Annotated in this window: 20 protein-coding genes; 10 read left to right on the top strand and 10 right to left on the bottom strand. The window is 33.5% G+C overall.

The annotated features are described in order from the left end of the window. The first annotated feature begins 242 nt into the window (after nt 1–242). From DMB65_RS12175 to DMB65_RS12165, 3 genes are read left to right on the top strand one after another with little or no spacing between them, the layout of a single operon-like run. The gene (locus DMB65_RS12175; protein ID WP_110306914.1) at nt 243–1,739 is read left to right on the top strand and encodes a cytidine/deoxycytidylate deaminase family protein; all 1,497 of its coding nucleotides are present in this window, start codon (nt 243–245) and stop codon (nt 1,737–1,739) included. A gap of 50 nt (nt 1,740–1,789) precedes the next feature. Then, nucleotides 1,790–2,800: a nucleoid-associated protein gene (locus DMB65_RS12170; RefSeq protein WP_110306913.1), complete on the top strand. Its 1,011-nt coding sequence runs from the start codon at nt 1,790–1,792 to the stop codon at nt 2,798–2,800. Beyond that, the gene (locus DMB65_RS12165) at nt 2,797–4,254 is read left to right on the top strand and encodes a hypothetical protein (RefSeq protein WP_110306912.1); all 1,458 of its coding nucleotides are present in this window, start codon (nt 2,797–2,799) and stop codon (nt 4,252–4,254) included. Before DMB65_RS12170 ends, DMB65_RS12165 begins: the two co-directional genes overlap by 4 nt. Nucleotides 4,255–4,525: 271 nt before the next feature. On the opposite strand, the gene DMB65_RS12160 is transcribed toward DMB65_RS12165, so the two are convergent. The 9 genes from DMB65_RS12160 to DMB65_RS12120 form a co-directional block, all read right to left on the bottom strand. Beyond that, entirely contained in the window at nt 4,526–5,533 is a 1,008-nt protein-coding gene (locus DMB65_RS12160) for a PDDEXK nuclease domain-containing protein (protein ID WP_110306911.1), read from the bottom strand. Nucleotides 5,534–5,616: 83 nt separating this feature from the next. Beyond that, nucleotides 5,617–6,840: a site-specific integrase gene (locus DMB65_RS12155; RefSeq protein ID WP_110306910.1), complete on the bottom strand. Its 1,224-nt coding sequence runs from the start codon at nt 6,838–6,840 to the stop codon at nt 5,617–5,619. A gap of 863 nt (nt 6,841–7,703) precedes the next feature. Then, nucleotides 7,704–8,435: an iron-sulfur cluster repair di-iron protein gene (ric, locus tag DMB65_RS12150; RefSeq protein ID WP_110306909.1), complete on the bottom strand. Its 732-nt coding sequence runs from the start codon at nt 8,433–8,435 to the stop codon at nt 7,704–7,706. Between the two features lie 29 nt (nt 8,436–8,464). Continuing rightward, nucleotides 8,465–9,979, bottom strand: a complete 1,515-nt coding sequence (gene nadB, locus DMB65_RS12145; protein ID WP_110306908.1) for an L-aspartate oxidase — start codon at nt 9,977–9,979, stop codon at nt 8,465–8,467. A 512-nt stretch (nt 9,980–10,491) separates the two neighbouring features. Beyond that, nucleotides 10,492–12,729, bottom strand: a complete 2,238-nt coding sequence (locus DMB65_RS12140) for a nitric-oxide reductase large subunit (RefSeq protein ID WP_110306907.1) — start codon at nt 12,727–12,729, stop codon at nt 10,492–10,494. A gap of 37 nt (nt 12,730–12,766) precedes the next feature. After that, nucleotides 12,767–13,291, bottom strand: a complete 525-nt coding sequence (azu, locus tag DMB65_RS12135; RefSeq protein WP_056205600.1) for an azurin — start codon at nt 13,289–13,291, stop codon at nt 12,767–12,769. Between the two features lie 110 nt (nt 13,292–13,401). Continuing rightward, complete coding sequence (locus DMB65_RS12130) at nt 13,402–15,396, bottom strand: TonB-dependent receptor domain-containing protein (protein ID WP_110306906.1); 1,995 nt, start codon at nt 15,394–15,396, stop codon at nt 13,402–13,404. 62 nt (nt 15,397–15,458) lie between these two features. Next, entirely contained in the window at nt 15,459–16,310 is an 852-nt protein-coding gene (locus DMB65_RS12125) for a hypothetical protein (protein WP_110306905.1), read from the bottom strand. 80 nt (nt 16,311–16,390) lie between these two features. Further along, nucleotides 16,391–16,762 (bottom strand): hypothetical protein, encoded by a 372-nt coding sequence (locus tag DMB65_RS12120; protein WP_123955339.1) that lies wholly within the window; start codon nt 16,760–16,762, stop codon nt 16,391–16,393. Nucleotides 16,763–16,887: 125 nt separating this feature from the next. Between DMB65_RS12120 and DMB65_RS12115 the strand changes: the two genes are divergently transcribed. Genes DMB65_RS12115 through DMB65_RS12085 form a run of 7 tightly spaced genes read left to right on the top strand, consistent with a single transcriptional unit; the run spans nt 16,888 to nt 23,582 of the window. Beyond that, nucleotides 16,888–17,364: a c-type cytochrome gene (locus DMB65_RS12115; protein WP_110306903.1), complete on the top strand. Its 477-nt coding sequence runs from the start codon at nt 16,888–16,890 to the stop codon at nt 17,362–17,364. A gap of 37 nt (nt 17,365–17,401) precedes the next feature. Continuing rightward, the gene (gene nosZ, locus DMB65_RS12110) at nt 17,402–19,375 is read left to right on the top strand and encodes a Sec-dependent nitrous-oxide reductase (protein WP_110306902.1); all 1,974 of its coding nucleotides are present in this window, start codon (nt 17,402–17,404) and stop codon (nt 19,373–19,375) included. Between the two features lie 56 nt (nt 19,376–19,431). Continuing rightward, complete coding sequence (locus tag DMB65_RS12105) at nt 19,432–20,436, top strand: nitrous oxide reductase accessory protein NosL (RefSeq protein WP_056205592.1); 1,005 nt, start codon at nt 19,432–19,434, stop codon at nt 20,434–20,436. 36 nt (nt 20,437–20,472) lie between these two features. Next, nucleotides 20,473–21,705: a nitrous oxide reductase family maturation protein NosD gene (locus DMB65_RS12100; RefSeq protein ID WP_056205590.1), complete on the top strand. Its 1,233-nt coding sequence runs from the start codon at nt 20,473–20,475 to the stop codon at nt 21,703–21,705. After that, nucleotides 21,702–22,424, top strand: a complete 723-nt coding sequence (locus tag DMB65_RS12095; protein WP_110306901.1) for an ABC transporter ATP-binding protein — start codon at nt 21,702–21,704, stop codon at nt 22,422–22,424. The genes DMB65_RS12100 and DMB65_RS12095 overlap by 4 nt, the downstream gene beginning before the upstream one ends. Beyond that, nucleotides 22,408–23,175 carry an ABC transporter permease subunit gene (locus tag DMB65_RS12090; RefSeq protein ID WP_110306900.1) on the top strand — a complete coding sequence of 256 codons (768 nt, stop codon included), beginning with the start codon at nt 22,408–22,410 and terminating at the stop codon, nt 23,173–23,175. Before DMB65_RS12095 ends, DMB65_RS12090 begins: the two co-directional genes overlap by 17 nt. A gap of 23 nt (nt 23,176–23,198) precedes the next feature. Further along, on the top strand, nt 23,199–23,582 hold the full coding sequence (locus DMB65_RS12085) for a group III truncated hemoglobin (protein WP_230470656.1): 384 nt from the start codon (nt 23,199–23,201) through the stop codon (nt 23,580–23,582). Nucleotides 23,583–23,741: 159 nt separating this feature from the next. Here DMB65_RS12085 and DMB65_RS12080 read toward each other — a convergent pair whose 3' ends face one another. Continuing rightward, entirely contained in the window at nt 23,742–24,359 is a 618-nt protein-coding gene (locus tag DMB65_RS12080; protein ID WP_230470655.1) for a Crp/Fnr family transcriptional regulator, read from the bottom strand. Nucleotides 24,360–24,396 lie beyond the last annotated feature (37 nt).

The raw sequence follows: 24,396 nt of genomic DNA, 5'->3' as shown, positions 1-24,396 counted from the left end.
TATTTTCCATTTATTGAATTCTAATGACAATACTAAAAAACAAGCTAAAGCAAGATAGAACCTCGTTAAGTATCTAAAAATATACAATATTTAACAAAACGAAATTATTTATCGGACAACAATGAATAGATAATGAAACACTGATAAAAGATATCATTGATATAGGGAATCTTCAGTCATTAAAGCTACCAAGTAATCTTAAAAAGCTTAATGAGATATTTTGGGGTGAAAATTTTAATAGTTTGGCAGATCAATTAAATCAAATTCTAAAAGATGAAGGAGTTATAGAACGTATTATGTTATTGCATCATACAGCTAATAATTTTAGAAAAAGAGGAAGACCATTTAAAAGAGAAAAATCAGATCCTAAATATATTTATACAATTTCAAAAGTAATTAATCGTATTATAAAATCTACAAAACATTGTTCCGAAAATGGTCATTGTCATATTGTTATTGATTCGTTGAGAAATTCTTTGGAAATAAATTTTTTTAAAGAACGTTTTTCTGCTTTTTATTTGATAGCAGTTAAAAACGACGCAAGAAAATCTAAATTAATTAATTCATACAAAGATTCCAAAATAGTTGATAGGTTATTGGAAATTGATGAAGATGAATACAAATGTACAGATTATCAGAAAGGAATTTTTTATACTCCTGACGTTCAAAATTGTATTCAAATTGCAGATTATCATGTAAACAACAATATTTTGCAATCTGACGTGTTGCAGAAAGAAATGAGTATTGGTAACAATTACAGTTTTTTTTCAGTAGAAGAACAACTTGTCAAATTGCAGGCATTGATTCAACAACCTGGGATTATTACCCCAGAAGCAATAGAGCGAATAATGCAAATTGCATATACTGCAAAATTAAATTCAGGATGTATTTCTAGACAAGTAGGAGCAGTAGTTACAGATAGTGAATTTTCGACAAAAGCAATCGGATGGAACGATGTACCGAAAGGTGCTGTTCCATGCTCAGTTAGAAATGTAAAAGAAATAAGTAATTCTTCATCTTCTAATAATGCTTTTGGTTTTACAAAGTTTGAATTGGGTGAAGGCTTGAAAGAGACAGAGCAGATTAATGCAGATCAAGCTGACAATTTGTTAGATAATGAATCAAAAAAATTTAATCAATATATTAAGTCCAATTATAATGAGCTAAATTTACCTGACAAACTTCTTGGAGGTAGAAATTGCCCATATTGTTTTAAACAAGCATATAATACATTTTCGGGAGAAAAAAATCAAGTGCATACCAGATCATTGCATGCTGAGGAAAATGCAATGATGCAGATTTCTAAAAGTGGAGGTCAAGGGCTAAAAAATGGCTTTCTTTTTACAACTGCAAGTCCATGTGAGCTTTGTGCGAAAAAAGCTTATCAGTTAGGCTTGCGTACTATTTATTATATAGATCCTTATCCAGGAATTTCTAGAAATCATATTCTAAAAAGTAATATTAAAACTGATCCTTTGATGATATTGTTTTCAGGTGCTGTAGGTAAGGCTTATCATAAATTGTATGAACCATTCTTATCTCAAAAAGATGAGCTGGCATTACTGACTAATTTTGATTTGGATTCACCGAAAGATGTAAAGGCGAAATCATTAAAGGCTATTTTAAAAAAGGAATTTAGCCATAACAAAATTTTATTGGAAAAATTAGAAAGTAAATTTAATAATCATGAAAATGGTTTTGATACTCTAATGCAAATAATTGAAAAAGGCCTAGAGTAGTATTGTTAGTGCTTTTAATTAAAATTTATTAATCACAAAGAAATAATTTTATGGATATTCGAAAATTAACTTTACACAAAATTGATATATCAAAAAATATTGCTGAAAAAATCGAGATTGATATCAGTAAAGAAACTATTATTGAGTATGTAGATAATCTTGTGAATGAAATACTTGACAGCCCAAATAAGAGGATGTATAGATTTAAAAACGGAGATACTCAAGTAAAATCATCACTTATAAAACTTGTTGCGCAGGATTCGGAAGTAGATAAAATTATTCTGCACAATGCAGAAAGATTATTAGAAAAAGAATTGAACGCAAATGAGCAATTAAAATCAAAAAGACTAAATGTTAAAATACAAAAAGGGAGTTTGTTGCATTTGCATTTTGTTGAAGATGATGTTGATAAAATTTTAGTATGTAAAGTTGAACATGACGAATATTTAAATGAACTCAATTTTGATAAAAATAACGGACTAAATACTAAAAAGAAAGTTTTTAAATCATTTTTGATGTTTTTAGACAGCAGCAGTATTTATCTTAATGATAAAAATAACAGTAAATATTGGTGGGATGATTTTTTGGAATTAGAACAAGTAAATAATGACAACGAGAATACAGAAAAATCAGTACATAAAATAATGGTAATTGTAGATTCATACAAAAAAGAATTTCTATTAGATGGGACTTTATTAAGGAATGCAATAATAGGACATTTTAAAAGTAATGAAAATTTCAATTTAACTGAATTATTAGATAGCGTTGTAGAATCTTATACTCCGATAAATCAAAACTTTCCACTTAAGAAAATAAGTGAAAGAGTAAATAAACTTGCGTTAGATAGTAGCTTTGATAATCAGTTTGTTATTGTACAGCAAAAAGTTAATAAAAGAATTGTTAATAAAATTCGATTAGGAAGTGGTCTGTATTTAAGTATTGAAGATTTTGTTAAAAACTTAGATGAAATATTAAGACCTTTTTCAGATAATCAAGGAAATCAAGGCATTACTATAATTTCAGAAGAGGCTTATGAATTTGTTAATCAAATGAAAAAATGATAAAGGAATTTCTAAGCAATATTTTTGATAAACTTGAAATAATTAATGAAAAAGAAAATTTTAAAGTTTATGAAGTAATATTCACTTGTAAAGATTTTGAATATTTTTCAATTAATTTGAGTCAAGTTAATTATGACTTGATTAATAATTATTTAAAAGTATATAGCTACAAATGGGATTTGTATATTGAGCAGTTGTCATATTCGGCAAGTCAGGATTCTTTTAGCCTTTTGGAACTAGAAGAAGATGCTGATGTCATAGATTATGAAATTAAATTTACAGTTCATAAAGAGGGAGCAAAAACATTAATTGTTAATAATAATACTTTTGAAGTATTTTTAAACTCACTAACTTTAAGTAATTTTCTTTTATTGCTTAGTAATAGAGAATATCCCCATTATTTTTATGATGGGAGTTCGGAAATAGTTAAATCAAACAATAATGTAGGATTCAATTATAATAATTATATTATTTTATTTGAAAATAATTTAGTTATAAGCAAACAATGTAATTTTAGAAATTATTCTGAATACTTGTTCAATCCACATTATTTTTACTTTAAGGAGTTAGAAGAAAATGATAGTTTATTATTTAAAATGTTTTCCAGACTATCATTGATATACTGTCTAATTTATATTTATGATACTTCAGAGATAAAAGATGATTTGATAATTTTAAAGATATCAGGGAATAAAACTTTTGAGTATTCAATCCAGTTTAAAGATATTGATGAAAAATTATTACCAACCTATTTTCAAATTCTTGAATGGATTTATTCAGAACAAACTAAAATAGAAGATAAAATAAGCTTAGCTAGGAATATTATAACTTCATATTTAAAGGAGGGCTCTATTACAATCGGAGACTCAGTTTTTTCCTCAATTTTGTCCTCTAATCAAATATATATAAAAGGCAATATTTCAAAATACTTTGAGACAAAAAATAAAATTATTGAACAGGTAGAAAACACTGTAAACAAAGTAAATCAGTCTTTAGATACTTTTTTTAATAATTTTCAGAAAAGTATTTTTGTTTTTATATCCTTTTTTCTAACAGTATTTATTTATAAAATTATAAATAAAGCAGAAGTTGATAAGATTTTTAATCAGGAAACTTCAATAATTGGATTAGGGCTTTTAATGTTGTCACTTTTTTTTATGATTTTTTCTAGAATAATTTTGAACTTAGATAAAAATAGGATGAAAAGTAGATATGAAAAAGTTAAAAATAGATATTATGATGTGTTAATTAAAGAAGATATCGAAAAAATTTTAAATAATGATGAAGAATATATCTCAGAAATTGATTATTTAAACACCAGAGTTCTATGGTATACAGCTCTTTGGGTTACTACTTTGATTTTATTTATGGTAATTTTGTTTCTAGCATCCGACTATCTAGATGTAAATTCTATTCTATGCAGTAGTAATCAAAACGAAATTTATAAGTTCTAAATTTTCATATCAGCAGCTTTAAAAACGGCAGCATCTAATAAGAAATAAATCAATTTTCAGCTTGAGTGGAATAACAATTATTGACTATGGATATGGAATGTGTTTTCAAAGAAAAAGTAATAGCATGCGCTTTGAAGAAATTTTGAAGCACATGCTATTATCGAAAAAGACCGAAATGTAAGTGATGTTCGCATTAGTTGAAGCTGAAAGTGGATCGACTCTAATTCATCAATAACACAAAACTTATACCTCTTTTAGATTGTTTTTTTTATCATTTTTTGTCTTCTTCGAAATTTGCTAATTCTTTCTTGACTTCTTCAAGCAACTGCTGTTCCGTTGGAAGGTATAAATGATACTGGCTTGCAATAATGCTTTTGTTGCTTTCGGGTAATGTGAATTTTACTACTCCGTCATTTTTATCAGCACACAGCAATATTCCTATAGTAGGGTTTTCGTTGTTATTTTTTTCAATGCGGTCATAATAATTGACATACATCTGCAATTGACCAATATCCTGATGGGTAAGTTTGTGCGTTTTAATTTCTATCAAAACAAAACACTGAAGTAATCGATTGTACAAAACCATGTCTACAAAAAACTCATCTCCATCAATATGTATTCTTTTTTGTCTTGAAACAAATGAAAATCCATTTCCAATTTCTAATAAGAACTCCTGAAGATGAGTGATAATTGCTTTTTCCAGATCTTTTTCATAGTATGCAGCTTCGCGTTTTAAGCCCAAGAATTCTAAATACATTGGATCCTTTATAATTTCGCGGGCATCTGAAGGTAGTTTTTCATTTTGTGCAACTGCCAGTACACTTTTTTGATCACTGCTTATTAAGAGTCGTTCAAATAGACTGCTGTTTATCTGGCGCTCCAGCTGGCGTGATGTCCAATTGTTTTTAACGCTTTCGGCAATATAGAACTCTCTTTTTTCTTCATTATCAATGGATAGCAGGAGTTTATATTGTGTCCAGCTCAATTGTGTCCGCAGTGCGGACACAATTGGAAATGTCCTATAAAATTTTCGATACCAATTCAATTGGCGGTATGAAAAGCCGGTTCCGTATTGAGGCTGTAATTCTTCTGCAAGATATTGAATTAAGTAAGTGGCGTAGTCGGCTCTTTCTTTTCCCTGCTGTTCTTCCTCGAAAATTCGTTTTCCGATCGACCAATACATGGTAGTTCTTTCATTATCGACAGCTCTAATTGCGCTTTCTTTTGAAGTCTCAATTATTGCTTTTATATCAGGAATTATGGAGTGGTTTTTTAGCATTTTTTTAAAATTTAATAGTTAGGCGTAGTTGATTAAGTTTTAAAAGGAGGTTTCAAATCAAAAAAACTCCTCTTGAAAATATTTTACCTAAACTTGGATTTAAGTTTTTCCATATCTTCCATTATGTTTACATCTAAAACTTTTGCATAATGCTGGGTCTGCTTGGTATTAGTATGTCCCATCATTGCTGAAACATTCTCGAGTCTAACCCCATTTCCTAAAGTTACAGTGGTGGCAAAAGTATGTCTGGCAACATACCATGTAAGATGTTTGTCAATGGCGCAGACATCGGCGATTTCCTTAAGATAAGCATTCATTTTCTGGTTGGATATTTTCGGGATAAGACCTTTCTGCTGATTTTTGTATTTAGAAATAATTTTCTCAACGGTAGGTAATACTGGGACATTAGCTCTAATGGCAGTTTTAGCTCTGCTGGTCATAATCCATAAGTTTCCATTTGAATCTCCGGATAAGTTTCTTTCAGTGAGTTCCAAGGCATCGACAGGCGCATATCCTGTGTAGCAGCTGAAAAGAAATATGTCCTTAACTTTTTCCAGACGCGGTGTTGAAAATATTTTATTCTCGATTGTGTTCAGCTCCTGCTGGGTTAGAAAAACAGCATCTTTTACGCTTAGTCTGCCGTCATAAATATTGAATGGGTTTTTTATGATCAAATCCATTTTAATGGCATAATTGCAGGCAGTTTTATACATTTTCATATATTTTACCACCGAATTGTTTTTGATGCCTGTCTGTTCTTTAAAACTGCTTTCGTATTTAAGGAACTGCTCCAGTTTAAAGACAAATGAGCTTGATATTTCAGATGCTGGCAAGTCTTCCTTTTTATAGTTGCTATTGATGAAACTCAAAAGCAAGTCTTTTGCTCTTTTATACTTCTGCAAAGAAGCTGGTGCGCGCTCTCCTGAGTTGACTCTTTTGGTGAAAAATAAGGTGTAAGTGTCCATAATCTCAATTATGGTTGGGCCTTCAGGCTGGTCGATTTTGACTTTTCCTGTGAGTTCAGCTTTTAATAATTGAAGATTAACCTCAGGATCAATTCTGAAGAGTTCAGTAAATTTTTTGGCTGCATTAAGTTGGAAAAGATCAAGTAGATTTTTGATTACTATTTCCTTTTCAATTTTAAGCGGATTTCTAAGGTTATTTGTGCTGGCCCATCTTTCTTTTGAAATGGCTTGCCCGGTTGACATTGAAATTTGTTTGTCATTGTAGCTCAAACGGGCATAAATTGGAGATTCGCCGTTCTTGTTTACTCTGTCGGATTTCTGGTAAAAAATTACTTTTAACATGTTATCTAGTTTTAAAATTAATAATCAAATTGAATTAAAAATTTTAAGAGAGCCCATTGATAGCAGGGAATTCCCGGGGAATTCTTTTACTTTAGTTACCCATTTTTGAGAAAAAAGATTCAAAAAAAGACTGGGTAACTAATAGGGTAACCATTCTTTGATAAAACATGTGCTTTTTGAAAAGTGTGTAAAAACGAAAAAGCCTTTAAACACTAGTGTTTAAAGGCTTTTGACTTTTAAAGTTTCTTTTGAAACTTCTACTGGCGGAGAAAGAGGTTCCGCTGATTTTATATCAATCCTAGTAAATACAAGGGCTAAATTATAATAATTAAAAAAGGGTCACCTATAGGGTCACTTAACTTACAACGTATTAAATAATTACAATATCAAAGATAAGAAATAAACAATTTGTTTTTTCAATTATCGATGCAGAAATAGCTTTCCTTATTTTAAAAAGGGGGATCAACTTCAGTGGTACAATTTAAAGCAAAGTATCTAGAAGTATCCTTATCGAGTTAACAAAATTCATGCGAGTTGTTTAATATAAAAGCATAAGAAATTTTAAGCATATTATACAGATCTATTTAAAACTAATTTGGCGTTATTATAAAAACATCAAGAGTAAATAGGTAAGCTTTTAAAATGAAAAAGGTCAAAATCTAAAAATAATACTAAATTTGACCTTTTCAATATTGCATTTTATTTCTATATATATGGTTTGGATGTCCTCTTGAAGATTGGAGAAATTCGTATCTAATCTTTAATAGGAGAGCTGCGAATTCTAACCTTCTGCTTCATTAATTGATTTATAGGGCATACTATTTTTCAGAATAACATCCAACAATTGTGATAAAATTAATAATTTAAAGAACTTTATCTAAGCTTTTCTCAAGTGATACGGCTTTTGGAAATAAAATATTATTCTCTAGATGAATATGCTTCTGCAGGTCACGCTCAAATTCTTTAAGCATTGCAAAAGTTACTTTATAAGTATTGCAGGTTTCTGCTGGAGCGGTATATTTTTTGGTTAATGCAGCAATTTTTTTAAAACGGTGTCCTACTGTATCATGTTCTTCTTTGTTTAAAATTATTTGATTTTCAAGAGTCCCAAAGTGTGCTATCTCTAAAAATAATCCTTTTGTTTGCACCTCTTTTATTTTTTTTATAAAAGGAAAAAGAATCTGCTCTTCTTTTCTCATATTAGCAGAGAGATCTAAAACAGATTCAGTAAATAGAGTATTAATTTCAAAGAGTTCAGGATGTGCTTCACCATGAAGAGTACATAATTCATTTAATGATTTACGCAAGGCGGGTGTTTTTTCAGACACATATCTATGATGTGTTTTTTCTATATAGTCTGCCAAAAGATCCACTGACCACGATTTATAATCAAAAGATTGATTAGCCGAATTATTTTTTGCACGATCAAGCTCGTCAATTAGAAGAGACTCCTCAATGCCTCGTTTTTTGCACACTTCTTTTAAGGTACGATGCCCTTTGCAACAAAAATCAATGCTATATTTTGAAAAAATTGCTGCCACTCTAAAATCATCAGCTACGATTTCGCCAATTGTGTTTTTGTTTGTTGTTTTCATAGGAAGTTATTAAGACTTAAGGTTATTAATTAGCATGAATGAGTTTTTTCAGGTTGGCATTGTTTAATAATAATTAAGGCCGTTGTCAGCATATTTGAAAACTCAATAAATGGAATTGTAATTTCATTTCTATCTATAAGATTTTCTGCTTCGTTTTTTAGCATTTTTATTTTTAGCATTGCCAAATGCGAGTCGCGGTCATTGCTGGCATAAAAAGAAGTTATAAGTTTCTGTAGTTCTTTTTTTAAAATTAGGTACGGTTCGTAGTTATTTTTAATATTTACGGTTGAAAATTTTGGAAGAAGGATTTTTGAAGAAAAAATAAATGCGGCAATAGTTTTATCAATGTTTTTGGATGCCTGATGAGCAAAAACCAATGCTTCAAGAAGGGAATTAGACGCCAATCTATTTTTTCCATGTAATCCTGTTCTGGCACATTCACCAATGGCATATAAATTTTTGATTGTAGTGACACCGTTGCGGTCTACTTTAATACCACCACATTGGTAATGAGCCGCAGGAACAATTGGAACCAGATCTTTTTCCGGATATAAACCTATTGCATTGCAATGGGCGGAAATAGAAGGAAAATGTTTAAAAAAATCAGCTTGATCTAAATGTCTACAATCCAGATATACATGTTTTTTTTGAGTTTCGAGCATTTCGATACTAATAGCACGGGAAACAATATCTCGGGTAGCTAGTTCACCTCTTAAATCGTATTTAAAAAGAAATCTTTTGTGTTCGTAGTTTACAATATAGGCTCCAAAACCTCTTACAGCTTCTGAAATTAAGAATAGCGGATTTTTATTCCCGGAAGATAATGCTGTAGGGTGAAATTGCATGTATTGCATATCTTCGATTTCGACACCTGCACGAGCCGCCATTGCAATTCCGTCACCAGTAGCAATCGCAGGATTGGTTGTGTTTTCAAAGAGTTGTCCGCAGCCGCCTGTGCTAAGTACAATGGCTCTGGTAAGTATATATTTTATTGCGTTATTGTTCTTATCATAAAAAAAAGCACCGGTGCAATTCACTTCGTTGCGCTTTGTTGTTTCAGTATTTAATTCTATGACCTGATGATTTTCTAAAAGTTCAATATTTGCTGTTTGAGTGATAATTGAAAGAAGCTTTTTTTCGATTTCTAATCCTGAACTGTCTTTATGATGTAGAATTCGATGTTGGGAGTGGCCACCTTCGAGACCTAAATCCCATTGGCCTTCCTGATTTTTATCAAATGAGGCACCAAGTTCTATTAGTTCTTCTAATCTTTCGGGAGCTTGTTGAATAACCATTTTAACAATTTCTTCATCACAAAGTCCGGCGCCAGATTTCAACGTATCTTTTATATGCTGTTCAAAACTATCTTTCAAATGATTGGTGACCACAGCTATTCCTCCTTGCGCAAGTTGCGTATTGGTGTTGCTGGCCATTTCTTTTGTCATGATACAAATAGATAAATCGGGGCGCTTTCTTGCCGTTTTAATGGCAAAAAATAGTCCTGAAATACCAGAACCTACTATTAGAATATCAGTTTTAGGCATGTTATTTGGTTTAAGAAAGTTTATGCATTTTTTTATGGATTTGAGCGTTTTAAGCTTCACTTATTCATTTATATTTTAAGATGTAAATAAGTTTTCCCTGTATGTTTTAATAAAGATGTATTTACTACGTATCAGTCTTTGTGGGAAGGAGCCGGAATCAACTTTTTATAAAACACTGCTTTAAAAGTTCGAGCAAGATTCCGACTTCTGTGGCCACAATGAAAACGGTAGTAGGAGGCCGTTTTTATATATTAAATAATGATATATGTCAATCAATAATCAAACTGCCTGATAAATATGAATTCATATTCTTGATTTGCAACATTTTTAGAGGTTCGGTATTTTTTGAAATTTCAAACATCTAAAGCACTAATAATACTGAGTTTTTTTTGAACATCACTCCTTAAATGTTCGCTAAAGATTATTTTTTATTTGAAGTACAAAACAAGTGCTCAAGGCTTTGATTGAAAGAACATCTGGGAGTATATTCTCCCAGATGTTTCTATTTTAGTTTACTTACTTTTTTTTCTAAGGGTAAGGTCAAAGACAAACCAGCACAATGCCAATACTCCAAATCCGAAAATAGTATCACCGATAGCCCTAAGCCATTTCAAGGTTATCATCGCTGGCTGCTGCATTAGTTCGGCCGAACGTGCATACCACATTCCGTGCTCGATACTTTCTATAGCTTGCCAAATTCCAACAGGAAGAAGACTCAGTAACGCCATAGCCAGCAATCCAATATTGGTAGACCAGAATATGAATTTCATTGCTTTTTCATTCCATATCTCATGTCTGTACAAACTGCGGAGCACAAATAGCATCAAACCAATTCCGAGCATTCCATAGACTCCAAATAAGGCAGTATGTCCATGCAAAGGGGTTGTGTTTAAGCCCTGAACGTAATATAAAGCTATAGGCGGATTAATGATAAAACCAAATACTCCGGCTCCTAAGAAATTCCAGAAAGCAACAGCAATCATAAAATAGATAGGCCATTTATAATCCTTGATCCATTGTGTTGATTTTGAAAGTTTGTAGTTATGGTAGGCTTCATACCCAATTAAAACCAAAGGCACAATCTCCAAAGCGCTAAAGGTTGCCCCAAGAGCCATCACAGCAGTTGGCGTTCCTGAGAAATAAAGATGATGAAATGTTCCTAAAATTCCTCCAGACATAAAAATGATAGTAGAGAAAATAACATTCAGCGTTGCTGTTTTTGTTTTTAACAGACCTAAACGAACAAATAAGAAAGCAATTACTACAGTAGCAAACACTTCAAAAAATCCTTCTACCCATAGATGCACAACCCACCATCTCCAATATTCAGCAATTGCCAGATTGGTCTGTCTTCCCCACATTAGGCCAGCAGCATAGAAAGTAGCAATAGCCGTACACGAGATTAGGAACATTATGATAAGATTTCTTTCGCCTGTTTTTTTCTTCAGTACCGGAAGTAAAGGACGAACCATTAATGCCAGCCACAGAAACAATCCTACAAGAAGGAATATTTGCCAGAATCGACCTAAATCTACATATTCGTAGCCTTGATGACCAAACCAGAAGTTTTCTACCAAATTAAGTTTCTGCATTACCCCAAACCATTGTCCAGCCATTGAGCCTAGTACAATTAGAATTAAAGCATAGAATAAAAAATCAACACCAAATGTTTGAAATTTTGGGTCTTTCCCTGCAACAGCCGGTGCAATGTACAAACCTGTTGCCAGCCAAGCGGTTGCTATCCAGAATATAGCGAGTTGAGTATGCCAGGTTCTTGTTACTGCGTAAGGCAGAATCTGATCTATCGGAATACCAAAGAATCCGTTTCCTTCTACACCGTAATGTGCGGTAATGACCCCCATTACAACTTGCAATACAATTAATAGACTTACGACCCAAAGATATTTTTTTATGCGAAACATCGAAGGTGTCATTCCTTGTTTTAATAGTGGATCCTGAACTGGTATTTCGAAATGCTCATCTTCACCTGATCGCACATGATAAAAAATTAGAACTCCGATGCAAAATAGCAGCAGTATGATACTAACTCCTGACCATACCAGAAGATCTTTGGTAGCCACATTTCCAACTAATTCATCAGATGGCCAGTTGTGTGTGTATGAAATTTTCTGATTTGGCCTTTCTGTTACAGTTGCCCAGGTTGCCCAAAAGAAAAAAGCGTTCATTTTATGCATTCTTTCCGGATCTTTTATAGACATTTTGGGAATTGCATAATTATGGCGTAATGTCTCAAATTTGGGATCATCCATAAACAATCCTTCATAATACTTACTCAAATAGGCTATGGCTTCAATCCTGTTTTGAGAAATGGTTATGATGCCAGTACTACTGTCGTAGGTATTTTTACGAACATCATTTTGAAGCCTGATTTTCATTGTGGCCTGTTGCTCTTTTGTCAGTTCTGCAAAAGTTTTTGAATATTCCTTTTCGGACAATTTATCCAAAATAAACACGGCTTCTCTATGCAGCCAGTCTGCAGTCCAGTCTGGGGCTACATAGGCACCATGTCCCCAAATAGTACCAACTTCCTGTCCACCCATACTTTGCCATACATTCTGCCCATCCTTAATTTCCTCAGCGGTAAAGATTACGGTGTTGTTTGGCCCAACTATTTCGGTTGGAATAGGAGGTGCTTCCTGATAGATCTCATATCCGTAATATCCTAAGACAGAAAAAGAGATACTCATTACAAGTGCAAAACCTATCCACAGTTTTTTTTCCTTGTTCATTATAATGATTTTAGCTTTTTATATTAAAAAAATTGCTTTATTCTACAATTAATTTTCCTTTCATCATCGATACATGTCCAGGGAATGAGCAGATAAAATCGTAAGTTCCTGGTTCGTCTATTGTAAACTCGATAACATCGCTTTCGCCGCCGCCAATTATTTTTGTATGGGCAATTACTTTTGCTTTTTCAGATGCAGGTATGTAATCTGTATCTTTTGCATCTACAGCTTTAAGTGTAAAATCAGAAATATCAGTTCCAGGTTTTAGAATTACTAAATTATGTCCCATTGCGATTTTTTCCATCTTGCCGACATGTTTTAGTGTAAGGGTAATTTTTCCTGCGGGAGCTCTTAATTCAGTTACAGAATATTGCATTTGATCATTGCTCTCAATCTGAAGATCATTTGTAGCGACTGGGGTTTCGATCGGACTTTCTTCGTAAGGTTCCTCAGTTGTGGGTGTTGCAACTGGTTCTATGTCTTTTGAATCTTTTTTTCCGCATGAGAATAAACTGAAAATTGCAAAGGCTGCTACGAGGGTAATCTTGAAAGACTTTTTCATTGTTTTTGGTATTTAAATGTTATTAAATTTTATTACTGTAAATGTATGGCTATCGTTTTTTTTGGTTTATGATTCTAATCATAAAGGCGGATTAATTTTTGCTTCCAATCTTAGTGAAAACTATAAGTAAGATTTATAAAGGCATTGCGTCCCATTCGTGGTATTTTGTTCCAGTCTGAAAAAGTAGCGTAATATTTATCAAAAATATTTTCAATACCTGTTTGCGCTTTTATTTTGTTTTGATTCCAATTAAAGCTATAACCTGCATTGATATTAAATATCAGGTAATCGGGTGCTTTAATTTGTCCGTATACTTTTGCGAAGTTATTTTGTGCAAGATTTCCAGAGGCAAATATTCCCGCATTGATTTTTTCTTTTTTAAACTCTATTCCGGCATAATATCGGAGCGGACTTATAAAAGGAAGGTCGTTTTCCTGATCATCTTTACCCAGACTGTAGGCGATCTGTGTTTTTATATTCCAGTTTTGCAAAAAGAAGTATTCCAGATTAAAATCAGTATTAAAAATCGAAGCATAATTAATAGCGTCGTAGATTTTTACACCCGATGCTCCAATAGTCATGGGCAGTATTTTTGGATCAATTTTTCCGATGATATAATTTGAGATATGGAAATATGAAGCCGTAACTTTCGAAGTTAGTCGGCTGTTTTTAAATCCAAAAGACAAGTTTCCTTCAACAGCCTTTTCATTTTTCAAATTTGGATTTCCTATATAATCATAAAAATCATTACTGTTATACAGATAAAAGCCATAGCCCTCAGAAACAGAAGGTGCTCTTTCGGCGTAAGCCAAACCAAATCCGAGTTCAAGTTTACCAGCATTTTTGGTATAATTTCCAGAGAGACTTTTTAAGAATCGGTTTTGTGTGGCATTCATTTCAGGATAAAAAATACGAAGGCTTTGTAGTCCAAAATCATTGGCTACTGTATTAGAATGAAAACCTAGATTAGTGCTGATTCTAAGAATGGTTTCGGGAGAGATTGTAATATTATCTTCTAATGATAATCCGTTATATAGCGTTCGAATATCAGGCCAGGTGTACATAAACATCAGATTTTCAGTTAGATCAGCAGGATACATTGTCATCTCGGCTACCGCCTTATTATAAAAAGAATTCAAATCGGCTAGAAATTCATGATTTTCGTGTTTTCCTTTTATTTTAGAATAAAAACCATAGGTGTCAGACCAGCCCGGCATATCCATATGAATAGGAACTGCTGGTCTTTTAGTATCATCCATTTTATGGGTAATGGTATTAAAATATCCTTTTGTTTCCCAATCAGAAATAACACCAGAATCTGGAATGTACTTGTAACTCAATGAAATGATTTTAGCTTCTGCCAATAAAACATCCATTGGAAGCGCCGGATAGCCAACATTCACAGCTTTATCATAAATAATCGAAGTTTCCAGTACATTCTTCTTATCGATAAAATAGCCAGCATTTGCCGAAATATTGTACTTGGTAAATTGAGAAAAATTAATTTCTTTTTCGTTTCCCGCTTTGTAGTTTTCGGCATCACGATGCATAAAATCAACATGCGCAAAAAAGGTACTGTCAGTATAACCTAAAGCGGCACCAATAATCTTTTGCTGGTTATTGCTTTCATAACCAGAAGATAAACTGCCATTCCAGCCGTTTTTTCTGTGTTTATATTGATTTCGTTTTAGATCTATCGAACCTCCAATCGTAGCGCCATGACAGCTGGCCTGCTGACCTGAGGCAACTGTTGCCTCAGATAAATTTGAAATCTCGACATAAGAAGTCACAGGATCCATTTTATCGGTACAGGCACCAAAAATCCGCATACCATCAATGGTAATTACAGTACGCTCGGTCGACATATTGTTAATCGTAGGTTCCCATGCATATGCACCTCTTTTAATCATATTCATTTTTGAAGAACCCATTAGATAATCTTCTACAGAGGTTAACGATTTGGGCTGTTTAAGATTCAAAGGTGTTTTTTTTCCTATAACTATAATTTCATTGAGATTTACAGCTGCAAGAGTATCATTCTTTTTTTCCTGTGCCCAGCACACTGTCGAAAAGATAACTAAAAGGATCGCTGTTATATTTTTCATTATAAAGTAATTATAAGAAAGAGATAAATGCTCACTATCTCTTTCTTGTTAGTATTCAATATTTAGAATTCGATTTCTAAGAAAAGACTGCTTGCAGGATTTTCTGTCGTTACAGGCTCTCCTTTAAGTACATCATTCGAAGCATTTAAAAGTTGAAGATTAATTTTCCAATAGCCAGTCATAGTCAAAGAAAGTTTTCCGTTGTAAAATCCATCGGTTGTAGATTGTGTTAAATCGGTATTATTAGGCGAACCGTGATTACCCATGCTGGGCATTCTTGGATCCATTTTTATTTTGAGATTATTCACGACAGGAAACGTCATCATATCCTGCATTTTATAAACCCCAACGCTAATATCGTTCGTGGCTACTTTTGGGTTTTGAGGTGCGATGGAGGCAATGAGGTAACGAACGCCATCAGATCCGTTAAAGGAGCTAACAGTTCGTTTTGCCGAAGCCTGAACTTTGATAATATCAGTAACAGTATACGAAATAGTTTTAACAGTATAAGTAAGAGTCAGATCCCAATATTCAGTATCATTTTCAGCCATTTGAAAGATGATATCGCCTTCGTACAGAGTTTGTTTGTCTGAGGTTTTGGTCACAGCAGATTTTGGACATGAATGCTCCATCATAGCCATATGCATAATTGGCAACCAGCTTATTTTGGCATCTTTAATATAGGCATTCGTTTTTTTGTCTTTAATGCTAAGTGTAATATGATTGTAACCCTGAATTAAAGAGCCGCTTTGGGAATAGAGTTCGAAAGTATGAGTTTCATTTGATATTTCCTGAATTTTTTGAAGGCCAGCGGTTTCATCAATTGGAATCTGAGTGGAGGAATTATCATCTGAGGAGCATGAGAACAGAGAAATGGACAGAACTAAAATGGCTATGTGTTTTAAAATTTTCATTTGAATTTTAATTTAAATTATGAATATAAGGCTTCTGTCGAATGTAAATTCGAAGGAGAAGTAATTAGATAATCGAAAAATTAATACTTGAAAATGGGGGGATGGAATACAAAATAAGTGTTCAGATAAACGTAAAGATTTTTATATCCTGAGTTTATTTCTAAGATGACTTTTTGGTTATTTTGAAAATTAAAAACGGGAATGTTTTCAAAGTATAGCAAAATAGTTTCCGTGATTTCACCTTTTTTCTCGTTCGAGGAAGGTGTTTCATTTTTTAAGGCTTTTGCCAACTCTTTCTTCAAATGGCATTTGCCATTACACTCTAATTTAGGAGTGTTCCTGTTTTCGCATAATTCTGCAGAAATATAATTGTAATTCAGTGCGTAATCCAAGATTGGAAATACCGGTCTGAACAATACTGCAAAAAGGAATATGTAAATACAAAATTTCATTACCTGTATTTTGAAAGTACGAAGGTATCATGATCTTTTTTTTCATGTTATGATTATGGTCATACTTTATGTAATACAAGTTTTGGAATTTTGATCCAAAGTTTAACAAATTAAAAACCTTAGTAATGAACAGATTATTTTTATTAGCGATGTTTGGTTCTTTCTTGCTCGTATCGTGTGGGAAAGAAAAATCGAATACTGATCAGGATTTTTCAACTCCTACAGCTACAGAAAATACAGCCGAAGCCGAATCATACGATCCTAAAAGAGGCCTTGGAAAATTTTCTACAGTTGAATTAGGCGCTTCCTTGGATAAGCCAATGGCTGAAAAAGGATTAAAAGTAGCCGAAGTAAAATGTACATCCTGTCACAAAACTACAGATGAAAAATTGGTAGGGCCTGGATGGAAAGGCGTTACAGGACGCAGAACTCCTCAATGGATTATGAATTTTATTACCAATCCTGATCCTATGATTGACAAAGATCCCGAATTGCAGGCTCAATTAGAACTCTGTATGATTCGTATGCCTAATCAAGGTCTGACCGATGACGAAGCCAGAAGTGTACTCGAATACATGCGCCAGAACGACGGTGTGAAATAACCAGAATAAAAAAATTAAAATTCTAAATGAGAATCTTATGAAAAATAAATTATTAAAATCAATTTTTGCCATTGCGTTTGGCTGTGCCTTCTTTGTTTCCTGCAAGCCCAAGGATTCCAGCGATACTGTCGATGGAGATGCTGCGCAAAAAGTTTACGTTGCTCCAGGTAAGTATGATGAGTTCTACAATTTTGTATCTGGTGGTTTCAGCGGTCAGGTAAGTGTTTATGGACTTCCTAGCGGTAGACTGTTAAGGGTTATGCCGGTGTTCTCCGAAGATCCACAAAGTGGCTATGGTTACAGTGAAGAAACTAAAGCCATGTTGAATACTTCGCATGGTTATGTCCCGTGGGATGATCAGCATCATTTAGATTTATCTCAAACCAATGGAGAAGTTGACGGGCGCTGGCTTTTTGCCAATGCCAATAATACGCCAAGGATTGCACGTATTGACCTGAAAACTTTTAAAACAGCTGAGATAATCGAGCTTCCAAATTGTGGAGGAAACCATTCTTCTCCTTTTATCACGCAAAACACAGAGTATATTGTGGGGGCAAGCCGTTTTAGCGTTCCTGCAGATAATGACGATGGAGATGTACCCATTAATACATATAAGAAAAACTTTAAAGGACACCTTAGTTTTGTAAAAGTGGGTAAAGAAGGAGAGTTGGATCTTGCTTTTCAGATCGTAACTCCGGGTGTTAATTTTGATCTTAGTCATCCGGGGAAAAAAGAATCTCACGGTTGGTTCTTTTTCTCCTGTTACAACACTGAGCAGGCCAATACCCTGCTTGAGGTAAACGCTTCTAAAAATGATAAGGATTTTATCATGGCCGTCAATTGGAAAAAAGCTGAAGAGTATATTAAAGCTGGAAAAGGAAAACGTGTACCGGCAAATTATGTTCATAATACCTGGGATGAGAAAACCCAAACGGCTAAATCTGAAATCAAGAAAGAAGTATTGATTCTGGATGCTGCTGAACTGAAAGATATCTGTTATATGATTCCCTGTCCTAAATCTCCACACGGGTGTGATATTGATCCAACTGGTGAATATATTGTTGGAAGTGGAAAACTAGCAGCCCTTATTCCTGTATTTAGTTTTACGAAACTGAAAAATGCTATTGCCAAAAAACAATTTGATGGTAATTATGCAGGAATTCCTGTGGTTAAGTATGAGGCCGCTCTTCATGGCGAAGTTCAAAAACCGGGTTTAGGACCGCTACATACCGAATTTGACGGAAAAGGGAATGCCTATACTACAATGTTTGTTTCTTCTGAAGTAGTAAAATGGAGCATCAAAGATTTAAAAGTTTTAGATAGAAAAGCCACCTATTATTCTCCAGGGCATTTAATGATTCCGGGAGGCAATACAGAGAAACCATTTGGAAAATATATGGTGGTTTATAATAAAATCACTAAAGACCGCTTTTTACCAACTGGCCCGGAATTAGCGCAAAGTGCACAATTATTTGACATTAGCGGGGATAAAATGAAGCTTTTATTGGATTATCCAACCATTGGAGAACCTCATTATGCGCAAGGTATTCCAGCTGATAAAATACGCAATAACGGTCAATTGAAATATTACAAAATGGCAGATAATCTGCATCCTTACGTTGCAAGAGGTGAAAAAGAAACCAAAGTGATCCGAGAGGGGAAAAAAGTACATGTTTATATGACTTGTATCCGTTCGCATTTTGCTCCGGATAATATTGAAGGTATACGAGTAGGGGATGAAGTTTATTTCCACGTTACCAATTTGGAACAGGATTGGGACGTTCCTCACGGATTTGCTATTAAAGGAGCAAATACCGCTGAGTTGCTGATCATGCCCGGAGAAACGATTACACTAAAATGGGTTCCTCAGAAAAAAGGAATTTTCCCATTTTATTGCACGGATTTCTGCAGTGCACTTCATCAGGAAATGCAGGGTTATGTTAGAGTTTCACCTGCAGGAAGTAATGTGCCAATTACGTATAGTTTGGGTACGAATTTACCAAAGGAATAACTAATAACCAGTGAAGGGGACAAAGTTTTCTTTGTTCCCTTTTTATTTGAATCATCATGAAAAATAAAATACTTTCAATTTTTTCAAGAGCAGTACTTTTTGTGTGTGGCTTTCTGTTAATAGGGTCCATTTTTGTTCCCATGTGGAAAATTGAACTGACAGCTCCACAATATCCTGAAGGTTTGGTTTTAAAACTTCATGCCACAAAAATTGCAGGAGATGTAGATATTATCAACGGATTGAATCATTATATAGGTATGAAAACACTTCATACCGAAGATTTTATCGAGTTTAAAATCCTGCCTTACATTTTAGGATTGTTTGGCATCATTGCTTTAAGCTGCTCTTTTTATGCTAAGCGAAATTCCTTGTATATATTGTTTTGTTCTTTTGTGCTTTTCGGAGTTTTAGCTGCTATTGATTTTTACAGATGGAATTACGACTATGGCCATAATTTAGACCCGAATGCTGCCATACGGGTTCCAGGTATGGCATACCAGCCTCCATTGCTGGGCTATAAACAGTTGCTGAATTTTGGCGCTTATTCTATACCTGATATAGGTGGATGGATGCTCATTACAGTTGGTGTCTTGCTTTTTCTGGCTATAATTAAAGAGAGGAAATCAGCTTTAGGATTTAATAAATTTTTTAGCGTTTTAATTATTGCTTCTTTTCTTTTTTCATGTTCAGGAGATAGACCAATTTCCATCAAAATAAATACAGACAATTGTGATTATTGTAAAATGGGAATAAGTGACGGTAAATATGGCTCAGAAATTATTACCCAAAAAGGCCGGGCATATAAGTTTGATGATATTGCCTGTATGGTCAACTATTGTAAAGAACATTCAGATATGAAGGTTAAGAGTTATTATGTACATGATTATACAAAGGAAAATGAACTAATTCAGGCAGAAAAAGCTTTTTTTATTTCAGGCGGCACAATAAAAAGTCCGATGCATGGTAACATTGCGGCGTTCTCCACTGAAAGCCAATCACAAGCATTTGGAGCAGAATCAAAGGGAACAGAGATACAATGGGCGTCAATTTTAGAAAAATAATTTTGGGACGAAAATGCTAATTACAATCAATTAAACATGAAAATACTTCTCTGTCTTTGCTTCTCATTTTTTTTTACCTGTCTTCATTCTCAAAAGATTGAAGTAGGAAAAAATAGAGCCATAAAAACCATAAAAAAAGCTATACAACTGGCCAATCCCGGCGATACGGTGTTGGTTTACAAAGGTGTTTATAGAGAAGGAAACATAGTGATAGATAAAAAAATAATACTGCAGGGAATTGGCTTTCCTATCCTCGATGGCCAAAAAAAATATGAAGTGGTTTCTATCAAAGCTGATAGTGTAACCATTGCAGGTTTTAAAGTCATAAATTCAGGGTATGCCTCCCTGAATGATCCCTGCGGTATTAAAATATATAACAAAACAGGGGTTACCATAAAAGAAAATATTCTGGAGAATAATTTTTTTGGTATTTATGTTCAAAAAGGAATTGGCTGTATTATAAAAAATAACACAATAAAAGCCCATCAAAAACAAGAGCAGCGTATTGGGAATGGCATTCATTGCTGGAAAAGTGAAAACCTGCAAATTGTCGGAAACCAAGTCTCAGGACATCGGGACGGGATTTACTTTGAATTTGTGTCTAATTCTATTATTTGGAGGAACATATCAAAGAGTAATATTCGATACGGACTTCATTTTATGTTTTCTAATGATGATTCGTACATCTCCAATGTGTTTAAAAATAATGGGGCAGGAGTGGCAGTCATGTTTACCAAAAATGTAAAAATGTTCCATAATTATTTTGCAGAAAACTGGGGAGATGCCGCGTATGGTTTATTGCTAAAAGAAATTTCTGACAGTTACATCATAGGAAACAAATTCATCAGAAATACTTCGGGAATTTATATGGAAGGAACCAGCCGGGTAGCCCTCTCAAAAAATATTTTTAGAGATAACGGGTGGGGTATGAAAATTCAGGCAAGCTGTATGGAAAACGAAATTTCCTTTAATAATTTTATCGCCAATACATTTGATATAAGCACCAATGGTAGTTTAGTTCTTAACCATTTCAATAATAATTATTGGGATAAATATGAAGGTTATGACCTTAATAAGGACGGAATTGGAGATGTACCTTTTCACCCTTTGAGCCTTTTTGCAGTGCTTACAGAAAACAATCCCTCTGCAATGTTATTATTCAGGAGCTTTATGATTACGCTTCTTGATAAGTCAGAAAAGATTCTGCCAAGTATTACCCCGGATAATTTTGTTGACCAAACCCCCGAAATGAAATCTCTTGTGTTATGATTACTTTACAAAATATAAACAAAAAATTTGGCAAGCTTCAGGTATTGCAAAATGTAAACCTGAAATTTAATGCAGGCGAGTGCATTGCACTTATTGGTCCAAATGGTTGTGGAAAAACGACCTTGATAAAATCCATCCTGGGAATGGTTTTACCAGACAGCGGTGATATTTTATTCAATAAAGAATCTATTCTTAGAAAGTTTGAATATAGAAATAATATTGGCTATATGCCTCAGATAGGCCGCTATCCAGATCATATGACTATTGGCCAAATCATTGCCATGATCAAGCAAATCAGGAATTCGAAAGACATTCTGGATGAAGATTTAATTAAAGCTTTTAAACTTGATAAGATGGATGATAAACAAATGCGCACGCTTTCCGGCGGAACAACCCAAAAAGTAAGTGCAACATTAGCCTTTCTTTTTAACCCTGACGTCCTTATACTTGATGAGCCAACTGCAGGATTGGATCCCCTGGCATCAGAAATCCTGAAGGAGAAAATTATTAAAGAAAAGGAAAAAGGAAAATTAATTTTGATTACCTCTCATTTGTTAAGCGAACTTGACGATATGATTACCCAGATTATTTTTATGCAGGAAGGTAAAGTGCATTTTCATAGAAATATAAACGAACTGCTTGAATCAACGGGTGAAATCAAAATTTCAAAAGCCATATCTAAAATTTTAAAGCAAAAGAGTCATGAACAGGATCATTAAAATTGTATTGTTGGATATTCTTAAAAATAAGATCGTTCTGAGTTACACTTTTGTTTTGGCCTTGCTCTCCTGGGGATCTTTTGGTCTGGAAGATAATTCTGCTAAAGGGCTGCTGACAATTCTGAATGTAATTTTATTTACAGTTCCATTAGTTTCGATACTTTTTTCGACAATATATCTTTATAACAGTTCTGAATTTATTGAACTGTTGCTCAGCCAGCCAATAAGGCGAAAAAAAATATGGATCAGTTTATTTGCCGGGCTTTCCATTGCAATGGTTTTGGCTTTTTTGCTGGGTGCGGGAATTCCCCTTGTAATTAATGCGCCTGATGCTTCAGGTGTTATGATGCTTTTGTCAGGATGTTTAATCTCGGCTGTTTTTGTGTCTTTAGCTTTTTTGAGCTGTATTTTGACTCGTGATAAAGCAAAAGGAATTGGTGTAGCGATTATGTTTTGGATGTATTTTGCAATACTATTTGACGCTTTGGTTTTATTTCTGTTGTTTCAGTTTGCCGAGTATCCTATTGAAGAGGCAATGGTGGGGGTAACAGCCCTGAGCCCAATAGATCTTGCACGTATTCAGATTCTTTTACATCTTGATCAGTCAGCTATGATGGGTTACACAGGCGCAATTTTTAAAGATTTTTTTGGGACAACTATTGGATTGATTATCTCTTTTTTTCTATTGATTTTATGGATTGCGATACCTTTTTTTATTTCAGTCAGAAAATTCAATAAAAAAGATCTTTAACGATTACTATTTAATACCAGATTATGAAGGAGAAGATAAAAACAGATATTAAAAGCAGACAGGATATCAAAATATTGGTTGATGCTTTTTATGGTAAGGTTCAGACAGATCCTACTATCGGATATTTATTTACCAAAGTCGCCAATGTTAATTGGGAAAAACATCTTCCAATTATGTATGATTTTTGGGATAATATCCTTTTTCATTCCGGAAATTTTGAAGGAAATCCTATGATGAAGCATCGGTTTTTAAATCAGAAAAGCCCCTTAACTGAAACTCATTTTAAACATTGGAATAAGTTGTGGAAAAAAACTGTTGATGATTTATTTGAAGGACCAAAAGCATCAGAAGTAAAGATTAGGGCTCAGAGTATTTCAAAAATGATGATGAATAAAGTAGTAAAATAAAGTGATAAAGTAAAGAACGGGCGCTCGAAGAGCGCCCGTTTTTAAAATTAAAATGCTATTAGAGCTGAATTAATAATTTTCATTTAACCTCCACAAAGAAAGGAAAATATTTAAAAAAGATATATGATCTGAATCATATATTAAAGTATTTACGAAATTTCAATAAAATATTTTATGATCTATAATTTCTATTTTTTTTTTCTTATTCATAGTAGAAATTGTCCGAATGACCGTCTCAACACGCAAACCGGTAAAATCTGCAATTTCCTGACGGGTATACTGAATTTTCAGTCTTTGATTTGGGGGAATATTCTGCTGTTTTTTTAAATTATCGAGAAAATACTGTACCCGATACTCAGGTTTATGATTAATTATATTTTTTGAAAATACTATTTTATTGTAAATTCTCCAGGCAAAGACTTTTAATATTTTCGATTGGATTTTTGGATTTTCTTCAAGAAGCAAAAAGAAGTTGGCTTTTGAAAGTTTTAAGAGCACACAATCGGTCTGTGCTACTGCTGAGGCTGGATAAGGCTGATCAATAAAGAGGGGCGGTTCGCCAAAACTGCTTCCATTTTCAAAAATTCCTACTGTCAGGTCTTTTCCGTCTTCATTGGTATAGGTCATTTTTACAGTCCCCTCAAGAATCTGATAGAAGTATAGGGGAGGATCGTTTTCATAAAATATGATACAGTTTTTGGGTGTTTTTTTTGCAACAGCCCCCCAAGTGAATAGCAAATCTGTATCAATATGCATTTTTTCTAAAGTTATATGCATTTATAAATGATGCTAAATATTTCATCGCTTGAAGAAA

Origin of the sequence: Flavobacterium cheongpyeongense, assembly GCF_003202435.1 — a bacterium.
Taxonomy (GTDB): Bacteria; Bacteroidota; Bacteroidia; order Flavobacteriales; family Flavobacteriaceae; genus Flavobacterium; species Flavobacterium cheongpyeongense.
This window is presented reverse-complemented; position numbering and strand designations above follow the sequence as displayed.